Source organism: Frigoribacterium sp. AC512 (assembly GCF_979258295.1).
On sequence record NZ_OZ409850.1, the window covers coordinates 2,347,452 to 2,363,004 of the forward strand.

Consider the following 15,553-nt stretch of genomic DNA (forward strand, 5'->3'; position numbering starts at 1 on the left):
CGGGCGTCGTGACCGGACCGTCGCCCACCGTGACCGGGCCGTCGCCTACGGGGCGTCGGGCGAGTCGACCGTGACCGTGCCCGCGACGATCTGGTCGCGCAGGGCGTCGATCTCGGCGGCGAGGTCGGCGGGCACGCTCGACTCGAGGTCGTGGAACGGCGCGAGGCCCACGCCCTCGTTCTCGAGGGTGCCGACGTACGGCTCGTTCGTGAAGCTGTCGTCGGTCGTCGACACGGCGATCTCGCGCACGGCCTGCTCGGTGTCCTTGAGCACGGAGGTCAGCAGGATCGGACGGTAGGCCTCAGGCAGGGTGTCGTAGCCGTCGTTGTCGACCCAGATGACGCTCACTCCCCCGGTGTCGAGCGCGGCGGAGGCGGCGCCCTCGCCGACCTGGCCGGCGACGGGCATGATCACGTCGGCGCCCTGGTCGATCAGCGCCTGGGCGGACTGCTTGCCCTTGGCGACGTCCTCGAAGTCGCCGGTGAACGAGCCGTCGCGTGTCTCCTGGTCCCACCCGCGCAGGCTGACCGTCGTGCCGTGCGCGGCGTTGTAGGCGTCGACGCCCTGGGCGAAGCCGTCCATGAAGAGCGTGACGGGCGGCTGGTTGCCGCCGCCGAAGGTGCCCACGATGCCGGTCTTCGACACGCCCGCCGCGAGGTAGCCCGCGAGGTACGACGCCTGCGCCGTGTCGAACAGGATCGGCTTGACGTTGTCGCCCTCGACGGTCTCGTCGACGATGGCGAAGTCGACGTCGGGGTTCGCCGCGGCCTGCTCCTGGGTGGCGGCGGCCAGCTCGTAGCCGACGGTCAGGACGAAGCCGCAGCCGGACTCGACGGCCTGGGTCACGTTCGGCGCCAGGTCGGTCTCGGAGGTCGAGACGAGCACCTGCGCGGCGACGCCGTCGGCCTCGGCGGCCTGCAGCCCCGCCCAGCTCGACTGGTTGAACGAGCGGTCCTCGAGGCCGCCGGAGTTGGTCACCATCCGGGCGCAGTGGGCCGAGGCCGTCGCGGCGCCCCCGTCGGTCGACGGTGCCGACGCGCACGCCGACAGCAGGACGAGCCCGGCCAGGCCGGCGGCGGCGCCGAGGAGGCGGGGACGGACGGAGCGGGGAGAGATGCGGACGGGCACGACAGCACGGACAGACACGACGGATGACCTCCTGGACGGCGAGCGGACGCTGCTCTGCCGAAGATCATGGCACCTCCCCCGGTCCTGCACCGGGGCCGTGACCGTGCACGGGGACAGGCGGTGTCGAATCGTGACCTGGGGAGGGACGACGGCCACGGCTCGAGGCGACGCGCGGGGCCCCGGGCGACCAGGGGCGGAGGAGGAGCGGCGTCAGTCCTCGGGGAGCCCAGCCGCCCGCGCCAGCAGGGCGAGCTGCACCCGGCCGTCGACGCCGAGCTTGTCGTACGCGTGGCCGAGGTGGGTCTTCACCGTCGCGACGCTGACGTACAGCTCGGCGCCGATCTGCGCGTTCGAGCGGCCGCGCACGACCCCGCGCACGACGTCGGCCTCGCGGGCGGTGAGCAGGGCGAGACGGGACCGGGCCTCGTCGGCCGCGGCCGCCGCCTCCTCGGCGCTGCCGTCGACCGGCTGCACGGGGACGGACGCGGTCGCGGCCCCGATCACGCGGTCGAGCACGCTCGGCGACAGGGTCGACCGGCCCTGCGCCGCCGCGAGGACCGCCGCCACCAGCTCGGCCGGCGGGGTGTCCTTGAGCAGGAACCCGCGGGCGCCGAGGCGCAGCGCCCCGAGCACCATGTCGTCCGCGTCGAAGGTCGTGAGCACGAGGACGGCGAGGTCGGGTCGACGCGCGAGCTCTCGCTCGGTCGCGGCGAGCCCGTCACGGCGGGGCATGCGGATGTCCATCAGGACGACGTCGGGGAGGGTCTCGGCGATGACGTGCTCGGCCTCGACGCCGTCGCCGGCCTCGCCCACCACCTCGACGGACGGCTCGCCGCCGAGGATGAGGCGGAGCCCGGTCCGGACGAGCCTCTCGTCGTCGACGAGAACGACACGGACCGGGGCGGAGGCGCGGGTCAACGGGTCCACGGCAGCCTCGCCTCCACGACGTGGCGACCCGCGGACGAGTCGAGGGTCAGGGTGCCGCCGGCGAGGCGGGCTCGCTCCCCCAGGCCGTCGAGGCCGTGGCCGCCGCGCACGGCGCGCGCACCGGCAGCCCCGAGGGAGTTCTCCACCCGGACGACGAGCTGGCCCCCGGGACGCCCGTCGAGCGTCACCGTCACCGGCTGCCCCGGGGCGTGCCGGCGGGCGTTCGTCAGGCACTCCTGCACGATGCGGAAGGCGTGCCGGCTCGTCGTCGTGGGAGGCGCCTCCTCGGACGGACCGTCCGCCGCCGCGGGGTCGCTGTGGCCGCCGGTCAGGGCCGGCGGGAGCGACGACTCGAGCTGGACGACCGTGCCCGCGGACCGCGCCTCGTCGAGCAGCTCGTCCAGCCCTGCCAGGGTCGGCTGGGGCGGAGCTGCCACCGCGCCGCCGTCGGGACCGGGCTCGCGGAGCACCCCGAGCACGTCCCGCAGCTCGGTCAGCGCCGTGCGGGCGTTCTCCCGGATGACGCCGGCGGTGGCCCGCGTCTCGGCCGGGTCGAGGTCGTCGCGGTACTCGAGGGCCCCGGCGTGCAGGGCGACGAGCGAGAGCCGGTGGGCGAGCACGTCGTGCATCTCGCGGGCGATCCGGGTGCGCTCGTGGTCGCGTGCCTGGGCCAGGCGGAGGTGCTCCTCCTCCTCGACGAGGCGGGCGCGCTCGCGCAGGCTGCGCAGCAGCTCACGACGACCGCCGATGTAGAGGCCGATCACGACGAGCAGCGCGGCGACGACCGCCGTCGCGATGGTGACCTGCCACAGCGGCGTCTCGTCGGCGGACCGGAAGACGAAGGCCTCTGCGAGCACTCCCGAGACGAGGAAGACCGCGGCCACGGGCACGAGCTCGCCGACGCGGCGACGTGTGGCGAGCGAGATGAGCATGACGCCGCCTGCGCCGAGCCCGAGGGGCGAGACGGCGGTGATCGCCACGACGAACAGCGTGAGCACCAAGGGGGCACGGTGACGGAAGGGCAAGATCACGAGGGCGGTGAGGCCGACGGCGACGTCGAGCAGCACGAGCAGGCCGAACCGCATCTCCCCCATGCCCTGCTGCAGTGCAGGGTCGCTGAACCAGACGGTCACGGAGATGAGGACCCCCGACAGGAGCGCGGCCAGCATGCGCCACGTCTCGCCCCAGGCGCGGGCCCAGCCACGGGGTCTGCCGTCGGTCGCGGTCTCGGTGCTCATGCTCCGAGGGTACGGAGCGGGCGCCTCCTCGGGGATCGACCGAAGGTCGGAGGTGGGAGGTCGGCGCCCCGGCACCGTTCAGGAAGTGTCGTGGCGCGACACCTGCATCGTGCACGACTCAGGAACATCGGTCCCCCCGCCGCGAGACGCAGGACCGATGTTCCTGAATGAGGGAGACGAGGTCAGCCCGTGTTCTGGAGGCCGGCCGCGATGCCGTTGACGGTGAGCAGCAGGAGGCGGTGGTCGGCGTCCGCAGGGTCCTTCTCGACCGAGCGCCGGATCCCCCGCAGGGCCCGCAGCTGCAGCAGCGACAGCGCGTCGACGTAGGGGCTCCGGAGGCGCACCGAGCGGCTGAGCACCGGTCGCCCCTCGAGCACGTCGCTCGACCCGCTCGTCGCGAGCACCCACTCGCGGGTCAGTGCCATCTCGTCCAGCACCCGGTCGGCGAGGTCGTCCCGCTCGGCGAGGCCGAGGTACCGACGGGCGATGTGGTCGTCGGTCTTCGCCAGGGAGAGCTCGACGTTCTTGATCATCGTGCGGAAGAGCGGCCACGCCTCGTAGGCCTCGCGCAGCACCTGCACGTCGCCGACCGCGGCGAGCGCCGAGCCGAGGCCGTACCAGCCGGCCAGGTTGATGCGGGCCTGGGTCCACGCGAAGACCCACGGGATCGCCCGCAGATCCTCGAGCGACTCGACCGAGAGGCCGCGACGGGCGGGACGCGAGCCGAGCGCGAGCAGGCCCACCTCCTCCATCGGGGTCACGGTGGCGAACCAGCTCGCGAACCCCTCGGCCTTGACCAGGCCGAAGAAGGCGTCGCGCGAGGCGGCGTCCATCGCGGCGGCCAGCGGGGCGAAGCGCTCGGCGGAGGCGGCGTTCGCGGCGGCCGTGGACGGCGTCGACGCGTGCAGGGTCGCGGCGGCCATCTGCTCGATGTGGCGGGCGGCGATCACCTTGTTGCCGTAGTTCGCGAGGATCACCTCGCCCTGCTCGGTGATCTTGAACCGGCCCTCGACCGACCCGGGCGGCTGCGCGCGGACGGCCTCGTGGGCCGGTCCGCCGCCGCGGCCCATCGAGCCGCCGCGGCCGTGGAACAGGGTCAGCTCGATGTCGTTGCTCCGCGCCCACTCGGCGATGCGCGCCTGCGCGTCGTAGAGCGCGAAGGTGGCGCTGACGGGGCCGACGTCCTTCGACGAGTCGGAGTAGCCGAGCATCACCTCGAGCTTGCGGCCGGTCGCGGCGAGGCGGCGCTGCACCGCGTCGGTCTGCAGGGCCTCGTCGAGGATGCGCGTCGACGCCTCGAGGTCGGCGAACGTCTCGAAGAGCGGGATGACGTCGAGCACCGGCGCCGCCTCGGCCGAGCCGAGGGCGAGCTCGGCCAGCTCGACGACGTTCGCGAGGTCGGCCGACGACTGGGTGAACGACACGATGTACCGGGAGGCGGCACGACGCCCGAAGCGCTGCTGCAGCGAGGCGACGGTGCGGAACACGTCGAGCACCTCGACGGTCTGCGCGCTCAGCTCGCCGCCGGTCCGCGCCTCCTCGAGTGCGGTGCGGTGCACCTGCGAGTGCTGGCGCACCTCGAGCTCGGCGAGGTGGAAGCCGAAGGTCTCGACCTGCCAGACGAGGTTCTGGAGCTCGCCGTTGGCCGCGCGGTGCGCCCCGGCCGCACGCAGCGACGCCTGGACGGTGCGGAGGTCGGCGAGCAGGTCGTCGGGGCCCGCGTAGGCGAGGCCCTCGACGCCGCGGCGCGTGGCGTCGATCCGCTCGGCGACGAACAGCAGCACCCGGCGGTGGGTCTCGTTGGGCGAGCGGATGCCGATGCGCGAGGCCGTGTCGGGGTCGAGCGAACGCTGCTGCTCGGCGAGCTCGCGGACGCCTGCGTCGGCCGGGGTGTCGGCCTCGTCGAGGGTCAGGGTGCCGCCGATGCGGCCGGCCGCCCGGTGCAGGCCGAGCAGCACGTGCTCGGACGCGATCTCGGCGGCGGCGCGGGTGACCTCGGCGGTGACGTGCGGGTTGCCGTCGCGGTCGCCGCCGATCCAGCTGCTGAAGCGCATGAAGGCCGGGGCCGCCACCGGCTGACGGCCGGCCGCGTCGCCGTTGAGGCGGTCGTCGAGCACCCGGTACACGTGCGGCACGACCTCGAACAGGGTCTGGTCGAAGACGTTCATCGCGGTGCGGACCTCGTCGAGCGGGGTCGGCCGCGTGGTGCGCAGCGGCGAGGTGCGCCACAGCACGTCGATCTCCTCGAGGAGGCGACGCTCGGTCTCGAGCAGGTCGGCCGTGCTCTGCGCGGCGTCGCGCTCGTCGAGCAGGTCGCTGATGCGGCGGATGGTGCTCGCGACCGCGCGGCGGCGAGCCTCGGTGGGGTGCGCGGTGAAGACGGGCTGGAACCGCAGCGACTGCAGACGCGCCGACGCCTCCTCGGCCCCCAGCTCCTCCACGAGCCGCTCGACCGCGGCGGGCAGCGAGTCGGCGCGCTCGCGGCGTCGGCGCAGCACGCGCACCCGGTGGTGCTCCTCGGCGAGGTTGGAGAGGTGGAAGTAGACGGTGAAGGCCCGGGCGACCTGCTCGGCGCGCTCCTGGTCGAGCTCCGCGACGATCTCGCCGGCGCGGTCGACCGGCTCGGCCGAGTCCGTCTTGCCGGCGTGGCCCGCGGTCGCGTCCTCGTAGGCGGAGATGACGGCGGCGCGCAGGCGCTCGACGTCGGCCAGCAGGTCGGGGCCGCCTGCCTCGGTGAGCACGCGCCCGAGCAGGCTGCCCAGGAAGCTGACGTCGGCGCGCAGGTCGGTGTCGACCGCCCCCCGGACGTCGTCTCGGCTGGCTCCGTCGGGTCGCTTCGCGGTGTCGGTGTCGGTCACGGGACCATCATGGACGAACTCGGGGGCAGATGACGCCGTGTGCCGAGAAGGCAGCGCGAGGCGGACGGCTGCGAGGATGGCCGGGTGACCGACGAGACCCCCCTCCGCCGCCCGCGACGCCGACCCGACGTCACCCAGCTCGACCTCGTCGGCGGCCCCGAGGCGATCGCCGTGACCTTGCACGAGCCCGACCCGCGCTGGCCCGACGTCTTCCGCGAGCACGAGCGACGCATCGTCGACGCCCTCGCGACGACCGGCACGCAGGCCGACGTCGAGCACATCGGCTCGACCTCCGTGCCCGGGCTGGCCGCCAAGCCGATCGTCGACGTCGTCGTCGCGGTCGACGACGTCACCGCCGAGGAGGACTGGCTCGACCCCCTGCTCGACGCCGGCTACCTGCTGCGCGTCCGCGAGCCGGGGCACCGACTGGTGCGCACCCCCGAGCGCGACGTGCACGTGCACGTCTACGACCGCGGCGCTCCTGCGGTGGCCGACTACCTCCTCCTGCGCGACCACCTGCGCCACGACGACGACGACCGTGCCCTCTACGAGCGGACGAAGCGCGCCCTGCTCGAGCGCCGCTGGGACGACATGAACGACTACGCCGACGCCAAGACCGACGTGATCACCGCGATCAAGGGCCGGGCGAGGGAGGCGCGCGAGGGCTGACGGGACCCGCCCCCGCAGCTACGCTGCCGCCATGGACCGCAACGGCCGCATCTACGAGACCGCGTTCGCCGACGTGTACCCGCTCTACGTCGCGAAGGCCGAGCGGAAGGGCCACACGCGCGCCGAGGTCGACACGGTGGTCACGTGGCTGACCGGCTACGACGACGCCCGGCTCGCGGAGCACCTGGCTTCACGGACCACGTTCCGCGAGTTCTTCGCCGCCGCCGAGCTGAACCCGCGGGCGTCGCTCGTGACCGGCGTGATCTGCGGCGTGCGCATCGAGGAGCTCGACGACGAGCTGATGCAGCAGATCCGCTGGCTCGACAAGCTCGTCGACGAGGTCGCGCGGGGGCGCGCCATGTCGAAGGTGCTGCGCGAGGGCTGAGATCGCTCGCCGGGCTGCCAGCCAGCACGAGCCGGTTGACTGGGCTGCATGAAGACGCTCATCGTCACCGCCCACCCTGACCCTGAGTCGCTCACCGCCGGCATCGCCGAGCAGCTCCGGACGGCGCTCGAGCCCGCCGAGGTCGAGGTCGCCGATCTCGCCGCCGAGGACTTCGACCCGCGGTTCGGCGCCGCCGACCGGCACAGCTACCGGGTCGGCGGGGAGTTCTCACCTGACGTCCTGCGGGAGCACCGCCGACTCGACGCCGCCGACCACCTCGTGCTCGTCTTCCCGGTCTGGTGGTGGTCGATGCCGGCCCTGCTCAAGGGCTGGGTCGACCGGGTGTTCGTGAACGGCTGGGCGTTCGACGTGAGCGCGCCGGACGCGGAGGGCGGGATGCGACGCAACCTGGGCGGGCTCACGATCCACCTCCTCCTCGTGGCCGGCGACAGTGCCTCCACCTACGAGAGGCACGGCTACGAGCAGGTTCTCGAGACGCAGATCGGGCACGGGATCGTCGACTACGTCGGCGCCCGACGCGGCGCCACGGCGTGGGTCCACGACTCCGAGCGCGACGACGACGCAGGTCGGCGGAAGGCGGTCGAGGAGGCGGTGGCCCAGGTGGCTGCGGCGGTCCGGGGCGCCTGAGGCACCCCCGGTCGTTCCTCTGAGCGAACTCCGAGCCTGATCTGAGCGATCTCCGAGCTACGAGCCGTGACGCCGTCCTAGCATCGAGTCACCGAGTTGAGCCGCACCGGCTCAACTCTCGACAGACACCGACTCCGTCACGGAAGGGGACTCTTCATCATGGCAATGACCTTCGATCCTTTCACCGAGCTCGACCGCCTCGCCGGCAGCCTGCTCGCGACGCGGCAGGGCCCGCGGCAGATGCCCGTCGACCTGTACCGCGACGGCGACCGCTACGTGCTGTCCGCCGACATGCCGGGCGTCGACCCGGGCAGCGTCGACGTCGACGTCGACGGCCAGGTGCTCACCGTCAAGGCGCAGCGCACGGCCGACGCCCGCACCGGCGCGCAGTGGCTCGCGAAGGAACGCCCGCACGGCTCGTACCTCCGCCAGTTCAGCCTCGGCGAGGGCGTCGACGCGAGCGGCATATCGGCCCACTACGACGCCGGCGTCCTCTCGATCGTCATCCCGGTGACGCAGAAGGCCGCCCCGCGCCGCATCGAGGTGACGACCAGCCCCGCGACGGCCGTCGAGACGGGCTCGGGCACCGCCCCGGCAGGAGCCGGCTCGGCACCGGCTGACGGGCCACGGGCCGACTCCGCGACGGCGCCGGCCGACGCGTAGGAGGCGCGGGTGAGCACGTTCGCGCTGCAGGCACTCGCCGAGCCCGAGGGCGAGCACCGGGCGTACTGGGACCCGTCGGCGGACGCCGACGACTGACGCGTCCGGGAGTCCCGCCCTCGAGCACCCCTTAGTGGACCGTGCACCCCGTCGTTCGGAGGTGCACCGTCCACTACGGGGTGCCTCGCTGTCGGGCGACGACGCGCAGCGCCGTCGCCGCGCAGGCCGCCGCCGGTCAGCGGCGCGAGACCCGCTCGTCGCCGCCGACGATCGTCCGCACGGTGTCGGTCGAGATGCGGTCGTCGCGTGCCGGTCCCGTCGTCTCGGCCGCCGCCTCCTCGGCACCGGCTCCCGTGGCGGCCGCGTGGGCCGCGTCGCCGTGGCCGTCGGCGCTCATCGTCGACTCGTCGAAGGGCGAGTCGCCGGCGAGCACGCGCTCGACCTGGTCCGTGTCCACCTCGCGGGTCCAGGTGCCGACGAGCAGCGTCGCGACCGCGTTGCCGGTGAAGTTCGTCAATGCGCGGGCCTCGGACATGAAGCGGTCGATGCCGACGATCACCCCCACCCCGTCGACGAGGTCGGGCCGGTGCGCCTGCAGGCCGCCGGCGAGGGTCGCGATGCCGGCTCCCGTGACGCCCGCGGCGCCCTTCGAGGCGATCATCATGAAGAGCAGCAGCGAGAGCTGCTCCCCCACGCTCAGCGGCGTGCCCATCGCGTTGGCGATGAACAGCGACGCCATCGTCAGGTAGATCGCCGTGCCGTCGAGGTTGAACGAGTATCCGGTGGGCACCGTGATGCCGACGACGGGCTTCGAGACGCCGAGGTGCTCCATCTTCGCGATGAGGCGGGGCAGGGCCACCTCGCTCGACGACGTCGACACGATCAGCAGGTACTCGCGGCCGAGGTAGCGCATCACCCGGAAGATGTTGATGCCCGTGACGAGCTTCAGCACCGTGCCGAGCACGCCCGCGACGAACACGATGCAGGTGACGTAGAACGCGACCATCAGGGTCGCGAGGGCGACGATCGCCGCGACGCCGGTCTCGCCGACGACGGCCGCGATGGCGCCGAACGCGCCGATCGGGGCGACCCACATGATCATCGCGAGGATGCGGAACACCAGCACCTGCAGGTTGCGGACCCCCTCGAGGATCGTCGCGCCGCGCGCGCCCATCCGCTGCAGCGCGAAGCCGACGAGCAGGGCGACGAAGAGCGTCTGCAGGATCGAGCCGCTGGTCAGCGACGAGACGAGCGTCTCGGGGATGATGCCGAGCAGGAAGCCGGCCGTGCCGCCCGCCTCCTCGCTCGCCGGCGCCTCGTAGCCGGTGCTGCCGACCATCAGCCCCTCGCCGGGGTGGATCAGGTTGCCGACGACGAGGCCGATCGCCAGGGCGAAGGTCGACATCGCGATGAAGTAGCCGAGGGCGAGCCCGCCGACCTTGCCGACCGTCGCCGCCTTCGCGATCGAGCCGACGCCGAGCACGATCGTGCAGAAGATCACCGGCGCGATCATCATCGAGATCAGCGAGACGAACGCGGTGCCGATCGGCTTCAGCTGCACCGCGACGTCGGGCGCCGTCAGGCCGACGAGGATGCCGGCCCCGACCGCGACGATCACGGCGATGTAGAGCCAGTGCGACTTCTCGATCCGCCGGAGGCGCGAGAGGGGCGAACGGTGAGGCTCGCGCCCGAGGGCGGTGCCGTCGGCGCTCGACGGGCGGGGAGTGCGGGGAGAAGGCGTCTTTGCCATCGGTGGTCCTCGTGCTCGTGACCGGGACGACGTCGTCGCCGGTCGGCGGGGTGGATCGGGCCAGCATGACCTCGGTGCCTCCGCCGCACGAGCTTGCGTTCATAGTGTTCGCGGCGGCCGCCGGGGCCCCGACGCCGCAGGCAGCCGCGCGCCCGCGCCGCGGGCGGCTCGCGTCGGCGGCGGTCGCTAGTGTGGCGCCATGACCGACGACGACGTCACCACGAAGACCGTCCAGCTGCGCCGCTACGAGCTCGCCCCCGGGGTGCTCGACGACTTCGTCGCCTGGTTCGCCTCCCGGCTGGTGCCGGCCCGCACCTCCTCGGGCTTCACGATCGAGTTCGCCTACGCCGACCGCGACGTCGAGGAGTTCACCTGGGCCGTCAGCGCTCCCGGCGACGCCGAGGCCTTCCTCGCGCTCGAGGCCGAGTACCTGGCGTCCGAGGCACGAGCCGCGGCGTTCGCCGGGGAGCCGACGCGCGTCGCCGTCTCGCACGTGCGGCTGGTCGAGCCCGTCGTCTAGGCGACCGGACCGTCCGGCAGTCCGATGCGCCGCGCCAGCATCGCCACCCGACTGTTCGCCCTGCAGGTCGTCGGCGTGGTCGTGCTCGCCCTCGTCGCCGGGGCGTGGCAGTGGACGAGCGCGCGCACCGACACCGAGCGTGCCGCGGCCGCTCGCTGCACGGCCCTCGCGACCTCGATCGCCGACAACCCGTTCGTGCTCGAGGCGCTCGGCACGGACGACCCGTCCGCGTCGCTCGAGCCGTACGCGCTCGACCTGATGCGAGACACCGACACCGACTTCGTCACCGTGATGACGCCCGACCGCACCCGACTCACGCACCCTGACCCTGCCGAGATCGGGCGGCCGTTCATCGGCACGATCGCCCCCGCGCTCGCCGGGCGGTCGTTCACGGAGACGTACTCGGGCACGCTCGGGCCGTCGGTGCGCGCCGTGGTGCCGGTGCGGGGCGACGACGGAGAGGTCGTCGCCCTCGTGGCCGCCGGCGTGACCGTCGACAGCGTCTCCGCGGCGCTCGGCCAGCGCCTCCCGCTGCTCGTCGGCGGGGCCCTCGCGACCGTCGCCCTCGGGGCGCTGGCGGCGTGGCTGCTCAGCCGCCACCTCCGGCGGGTCACCCGTGGCCTCGGCGCCGAGGAGCTCGGCCGGGTCAGCGATCACCACGAGGCGGTGCTGCACTCGGTCGGCGAGGGGCTCGTGCTCGTCGACGACCAGGGGCGGCTCACGCTCGCGAACGACCACGCGGCGCTCCTGCTCGGGCTGCCGTCGCTCGTCGACGACGTCGCCGGGCGGCCCGTGCCGGTCGCGGAGCTCGCGCTGCCGACGTCGCTGGCGGGGCTGCTCACCGGGGGCGGCGAGGCGCAGGACGAGGTGCACGTCGCCGACGACCGCGTGCTCGTCGTGAACCAGCGGGTCGCGGCCGCGCCGGGCGCACGGGCAGGCGGCGGGCGGGTCGCGGTCGGGCGTGGCGCGATGGGGCGGGGAGCAGTCGGGGGCCGAGGAGGCGCGGGTCGCGCCCTCGGGACGGTCACCACCCTGCGCGACCACACCGAGCTGCGGCAGCTCACCGACGAGCTGCGCACGATGAGCACCCTCTCGGCGGCCCTGCGATCGCAGACCCACGAGTTCGCGAACCGGCTGCACACGATCGTCGCCCTGATCGAGCTGGGCCGTGCCGACGAGGCGCTCCGCTTCGCCTCGGACGAGCTGGACCTCGGCCAGGCGCTCGCCGACCAGGTCGTGGCCGCCGTCGACGAGCCGGTGCTCGCGGCGCTGCTGCTCGGCAAGAGCGCCCAGGCGCGGGAGCGAGCCGTCGAGCTCGAGCTGCACGTCTCGCCCGACTTCGGCTCGCCGCGGGTGCCCGTGCGCGACCTCGTGACGGTGCTCGGCAACCTCGTGGACAACGCTCTCGACGCGGCCGCGCCGCGCTGGGCGGATGCGGATCCCGGGGACGGCGCCGCTCCCCCGCGGGCCGGGGCCGAGGTCGATCTCGCCGCGAACCGCGAACCGGACCATGAACCGGGAAAGAACGCGGTTCATGGTGCGGAACGCAGTTCATCCCGCCCCGCGACCGTGAGCGTCGTGCTCGCGCGGCCGGCACCGGGGGTCCTGCGGATCGCCGTCTCCGACAGCGGACCAGGGCTGCCCGAGGGGCGCGACGTCTTCGAGCGGGGCGTCAGCACCAAGCCAGGAGGCGCCGAGGGGCGCGGCATCGGCCTCGCGCTCGTGGCCCAGGTCGCGCGGCGGGCGGGCGGCACCGTCGACGCCCGCTCGACGGAGCACGGGACCACGATCACGGTCGACCTCCCGGACGACGAGGAGGCGGTGGTGCGGTCGTGATCGACGCCTCCTCGTCCCGGTCCCTGCCCCCCACGACGCCCCCGGTGCGCGTGCTCGTCGTCGACGACGAGCCGCTCACGGCGGAGGCGCACGGCGCGTACGTCACGCGGCTCGACGGGTTCGAGCTGGTCGGCGTGGTGCACGACGGCCGGTCCGCCCTCGACAGGCTGCGACAGCCCGGCGTCGACCTCGTGCTGCTCGACCTGACCCTGCCCGACATCCACGGGATCCAGCTCTGCCGGGCGCTGCGCGCAGCCGGCTCGACGGTCGACGTCGTCGCCGTCACGGCGGTGCGCGACGTCGCGGTCGTCAAGAGCGCGGTGTCGCTCGGGATCGTGCAGTACCTCATCAAGCCGTTCGGCTTCGCGACCTTCGCGGAGCGGCTCACCGGCTACCTCGCGTTCCGCCGTGGGCTCGACCAGGGCGAGGGGCAGGTCACCCAGACCGAGGTCGACGCGAGCCTCGCGACGCTGCGGACGACCGCCGCCCCCTCGCTCGCGAAGGGGATCGCCCCCGAGACGCTCGCCTCCGTCGTCGAGGCGCTGCGGGCCGCGTCGGACCCGGCGGTCGGCGCGTCCCCCGCTCTCGACGACCACCAGGAGCAGCCCCGAGGAGGCGCGCTGTCGGCCGGCGAGGTCGCCGCGGCCGTCGCGGTCTCCCGCGTCACGGCCCGCCGCTACCTCGAGCACCTCGCCGACGCGGGCCAGGTCGACCGGGTGCCCCGGTACGGCGCGCCGGGCCGTCCCGAGCACGAGTACCGCTGGCGCTGAGCCGGCGGGTCCCCGTCTCCCGCGGCGGGTCCGCGCGCGGCGGGGCGGGTCCGCGCGCGGCGCGGCGGGTCCGCGCCCACCCGCCACCGGCTACGGGAACCCGCCGACATCGAGCAAGGAGCGGGAGCAGGGGCAGGAGCGGCAGCAGGCAACGAAGGGGGCGCTGAGCGGCTAGGCGCGGTCCTCGCGGACGACCGCGACCCCGCCCGCGGGCACCACGACGCGCCCCGAGCACACCTCACCCGTCAGGAGGTCGGTGCCGGTGACCTCGGCCCAGCCCTCCGACTCGGCGTGGTTGAGCACGAACAGCCACGACCCCTCGTCCGACGCGCGTCGGACGGCCTCCACGCCGGGCGACGTCACCGCCGCCGGGCCGACCCCGGCCTCGTCGAGCAGCCGATCCACCAGCTCGCCGAGCCCCTCGGCCTCGAGGTCGGAGGCGAGGTACCAGGCGGAGCCTGAGCCGGCCGCCCGCCGGGTCACGGCCGCCCCGCCGGAGACGCCGCCGCTCGTGTACGACGCCACCACCTCGGCGGTCGTCGCCGTGACGTGCTCCGTCCACCGGCGGGCGCGCCAGCCGGTGTCGAGCTCGACGACCTCGGTCTCGCCGAGGGGCCAGAAGTCGTCGCCCCGCACGCCGAGCAGGTCGCGGAAGGCACCGGGATGACCACCGGTCCTGACCGAGTTGGTCTCGTCGACGATGCCGGAGAACCAGGTCACGAGCACCGTGGCGCCACGCTCGGCGGCAGCGGCCACGGCGGCGGGCGTCTCGTCGTCGACGAGGAACAGCCCCGGCACGACGACGAGGTCGTAGTCGTCGAGGGGGTGCCACGGCGGCACGACGTCGACGGTGACCGACCTCACGAACAACGCCGCGTGGACCGCCCTGGCCGTGGTGGCGTAGTCGAGCCGTGCGGAGGGCTTGTGGCCGCTGCGCAGGGCCCAGCCGGCCTCGTCGTCGTGGAGCAGCGCGACCCTCGTGCCGACGACCCGGCTGCCGGCGACCTCGGCCAGCCGCGCGACGTCCGCGCCGAGCGCCACGATCTGCCGGAACGAGCGCGACTCGGGGCCTGCGTGCGGCAGCATCGCCGAGTGGAACTGCTCGGTCCCCGAGCGCGACGCACGCCACTGGAAGTACATGACGCTGTCCGAGCCGCGCGCCACGTGCCCGAGCGCGTGCCGGACGAGCTCGCCCGGCCCCTTCGGCTGGCTGACCGGGTGCCAGGTGGAGCCGCCGGTCGCGTGCTCCATCAGGAGCCACGGGCCGCCTCCCGAGATGCCCCTCATCCGGTCGCCCGCGAAGGCGAGCTCCTGGTGCTTCATCGGGTCGGGGCCGTAGGTGTAGTGGTCGTTCACGACGATGTCGACCTCGTCGGCCCACCGGGGGTAGTCGACGACGTCGGGGCCGAGCCCGACCATGAAGTTGGTCGTCACGGGCACGTCGGGCGTGACGCGTCGCAGCACCGCCGCCTCGGCCCGGTAGCAGTCGAGCAGGGCGTCGGACGAGAAGCGCTCGTAGTCGAGCAGCTGCCCCGGGTTGTGCGCCGTGATGCCGCGGGGCGTCGTGACCTCGTCGAACGACGAGTACGAGTTGCCCCAGAACGCCGTGCCCCACGCCGCGTTGAGGGCCTCGACCGTGCCGTGTCGGGCCTCGACCCACGACTGGAAGGCCGCCTCCGAGACGGGGCAGTGGCACCGGGCGTTGCCGCCGCCGAGCTCGTTGCTCACGTGCCACAGCCGGACGGCGGGATGGCCGGCGACGTGCGCGGCGAGCGCCTCGACGACGCGCAGCGCGTAGCGCCGGAAGACCGTCGACGACGGGCAGAAGCCGAGTCGACCGCCGGGGGCGAGGGGGTGTCCGTGCGCGTCCTGGGGCAGGATCTCCGGGTGCAGGCGGTGCAGCCACATGGGGACGGACGCCGTCGGGGTGGCGAGGTCGACCCGGATGCCGTTCTCGTGCAGCAGGTCGAGCACCCGGTCGAGCCAGTCGAAGTCGAACGCGCCGTCGCGCGGCTCGTGCTTGATCCACGAGAACACGCCGACGGTGACGAAGCCGACACCGGCCTCGCGCATCAGCTCGACGTCCTCGAGCAGCACGTCCCAGTCCCACTGCTCCGGGTTGTAGTCGCCCCCGAAGGCGATGCCCTCCGTGGGCCACCTCACG

General features: G+C 73.9%; 13 protein-coding genes. 7 read left to right on the top strand and 6 right to left on the bottom strand.

Annotated features, from left to right (window positions below; translation table 11 throughout):
• Nucleotides 1-45: 45 nt before the first annotated feature.
• The 4 genes from ACZZ97_RS10680 to ACZZ97_RS10695 all read right to left on the bottom strand — a co-directional run bounded on the left by ACZZ97_RS10680 (nt 46) and on the right by ACZZ97_RS10695 (nt 6,151).
• Nucleotides 46-1,146 (bottom strand): BMP family lipoprotein, encoded by a 1,101-nt coding sequence (locus ACZZ97_RS10680; RefSeq protein WP_463473127.1) that lies wholly within the window; start codon nt 1,144-1,146, stop codon nt 46-48.
• 192 nt (nt 1,147-1,338) lie between these two features.
• On the bottom strand, nt 1,339-2,055 hold the full coding sequence (locus ACZZ97_RS10685; protein WP_399540277.1) for a response regulator: 717 nt from the start codon (nt 2,053-2,055) through the stop codon (nt 1,339-1,341).
• A complete protein-coding gene (locus ACZZ97_RS10690; RefSeq protein WP_463473128.1) occupies nt 2,043-3,293 on the bottom strand; it encodes a sensor histidine kinase in 1,251 nt (416 codons plus the stop codon). The genes ACZZ97_RS10685 and ACZZ97_RS10690 overlap by 13 nt, the downstream gene beginning before the upstream one ends.
• Nucleotides 3,294-3,475: 182 nt before the next feature.
• Complete coding sequence (locus ACZZ97_RS10695) at nt 3,476-6,151, bottom strand: phosphoenolpyruvate carboxylase (RefSeq protein ID WP_463473129.1); 2,676 nt, start codon at nt 6,149-6,151, stop codon at nt 3,476-3,478.
• 84 nt (nt 6,152-6,235) lie between these two features.
• On the opposite strand from ACZZ97_RS10695, the gene ACZZ97_RS10700 reads away from it, so the two are divergent.
• From ACZZ97_RS10700 to ACZZ97_RS10715, 4 genes are all read left to right on the top strand, one after another.
• Nucleotides 6,236-6,820 (top strand): GrpB family protein, encoded by a 585-nt coding sequence (locus ACZZ97_RS10700; RefSeq protein WP_463473130.1) that lies wholly within the window; start codon nt 6,236-6,238, stop codon nt 6,818-6,820.
• 31 nt (nt 6,821-6,851) lie between these two features.
• A complete protein-coding gene (locus ACZZ97_RS10705) occupies nt 6,852-7,205 on the top strand; it encodes a DUF2200 domain-containing protein (protein WP_463473131.1) in 354 nt (117 codons plus the stop codon).
• A 48-nt stretch (nt 7,206-7,253) separates the two neighbouring features.
• The gene (locus ACZZ97_RS10710; RefSeq protein ID WP_463473132.1) at nt 7,254-7,853 is read left to right on the top strand and encodes an NAD(P)H-dependent oxidoreductase; all 600 of its coding nucleotides are present in this window, start codon (nt 7,254-7,256) and stop codon (nt 7,851-7,853) included.
• A gap of 165 nt (nt 7,854-8,018) precedes the next feature.
• Nucleotides 8,019-8,516, top strand: a complete 498-nt coding sequence (locus ACZZ97_RS10715) for an Hsp20/alpha crystallin family protein (protein ID WP_463473133.1) — start codon at nt 8,019-8,021, stop codon at nt 8,514-8,516.
• Nucleotides 8,517-8,748: 232 nt separating this feature from the next.
• On the opposite strand, the gene ACZZ97_RS10720 is transcribed toward ACZZ97_RS10715, so the two are convergent.
• Complete coding sequence (locus ACZZ97_RS10720) at nt 8,749-10,263, bottom strand: cation:dicarboxylate symporter family transporter (protein WP_463473134.1); 1,515 nt, start codon at nt 10,261-10,263, stop codon at nt 8,749-8,751.
• A 199-nt stretch (nt 10,264-10,462) separates the two neighbouring features.
• Here ACZZ97_RS10720 and ACZZ97_RS10725 point away from each other — a divergent pair, with 199 nt between their 5' ends.
• Genes ACZZ97_RS10725 through ACZZ97_RS10735 form a run of 3 tightly spaced genes read left to right on the top strand, consistent with a single transcriptional unit; the run spans nt 10,463 to nt 13,389 of the window.
• Nucleotides 10,463-10,783: a hypothetical protein gene (locus ACZZ97_RS10725; protein WP_314102467.1), complete on the top strand. Its 321-nt coding sequence runs from the start codon at nt 10,463-10,465 to the stop codon at nt 10,781-10,783.
• A gap of 24 nt (nt 10,784-10,807) precedes the next feature.
• Nucleotides 10,808-12,619, top strand: coding sequence for a sensor histidine kinase (locus tag ACZZ97_RS10730; RefSeq protein WP_463473135.1), 1,812 nt, complete (start codon nt 10,808-10,810; stop codon nt 12,617-12,619).
• Nucleotides 12,616-13,389 (top strand): response regulator, encoded by a 774-nt coding sequence (locus tag ACZZ97_RS10735; protein ID WP_463473136.1) that lies wholly within the window; start codon nt 12,616-12,618, stop codon nt 13,387-13,389. Before ACZZ97_RS10730 ends, ACZZ97_RS10735 begins: the two co-directional genes overlap by 4 nt.
• A gap of 171 nt (nt 13,390-13,560) precedes the next feature.
• Here the strand turns inward: ACZZ97_RS10735 and ACZZ97_RS10740 are convergent, their stop codons facing one another.
• On the bottom strand, nt 13,561-15,552 hold the full coding sequence (locus ACZZ97_RS10740; RefSeq protein ID WP_463473137.1) for a beta-galactosidase: 1,992 nt from the start codon (nt 15,550-15,552) through the stop codon (nt 13,561-13,563).
• Between the last annotated feature and the right edge of the window lies 1 nt (nt 15,553).

Coding starts and splice junctions, on each gene's coding strand:
- ACZZ97_RS10690 (WP_463473128.1), bottom strand. CDS start 3,293: ATGAGCACCGAGACCGCGACCGACGGCAGACCCCGTGGCTGGGCCCGC.
- ACZZ97_RS10725 (WP_314102467.1), top strand. CDS start 10,463: ATGACCGACGACGACGTCACCACGAAGACCGTCCAGCTGCGCCGCTAC.
- ACZZ97_RS10705 (WP_463473131.1), top strand. CDS start 6,852: ATGGACCGCAACGGCCGCATCTACGAGACCGCGTTCGCCGACGTGTAC.
- ACZZ97_RS10715 (WP_463473133.1), top strand. CDS start 8,019: ATGACCTTCGATCCTTTCACCGAGCTCGACCGCCTCGCCGGCAGCCTG.
- ACZZ97_RS10720 (WP_463473134.1), bottom strand. CDS start 10,263: ATGGCAAAGACGCCTTCTCCCCGCACTCCCCGCCCGTCGAGCGCCGAC.
- ACZZ97_RS10730 (WP_463473135.1), top strand. CDS start 10,808: ATGCGCCGCGCCAGCATCGCCACCCGACTGTTCGCCCTGCAGGTCGTC.
- ACZZ97_RS10710 (WP_463473132.1), top strand. CDS start 7,254: ATGAAGACGCTCATCGTCACCGCCCACCCTGACCCTGAGTCGCTCACC.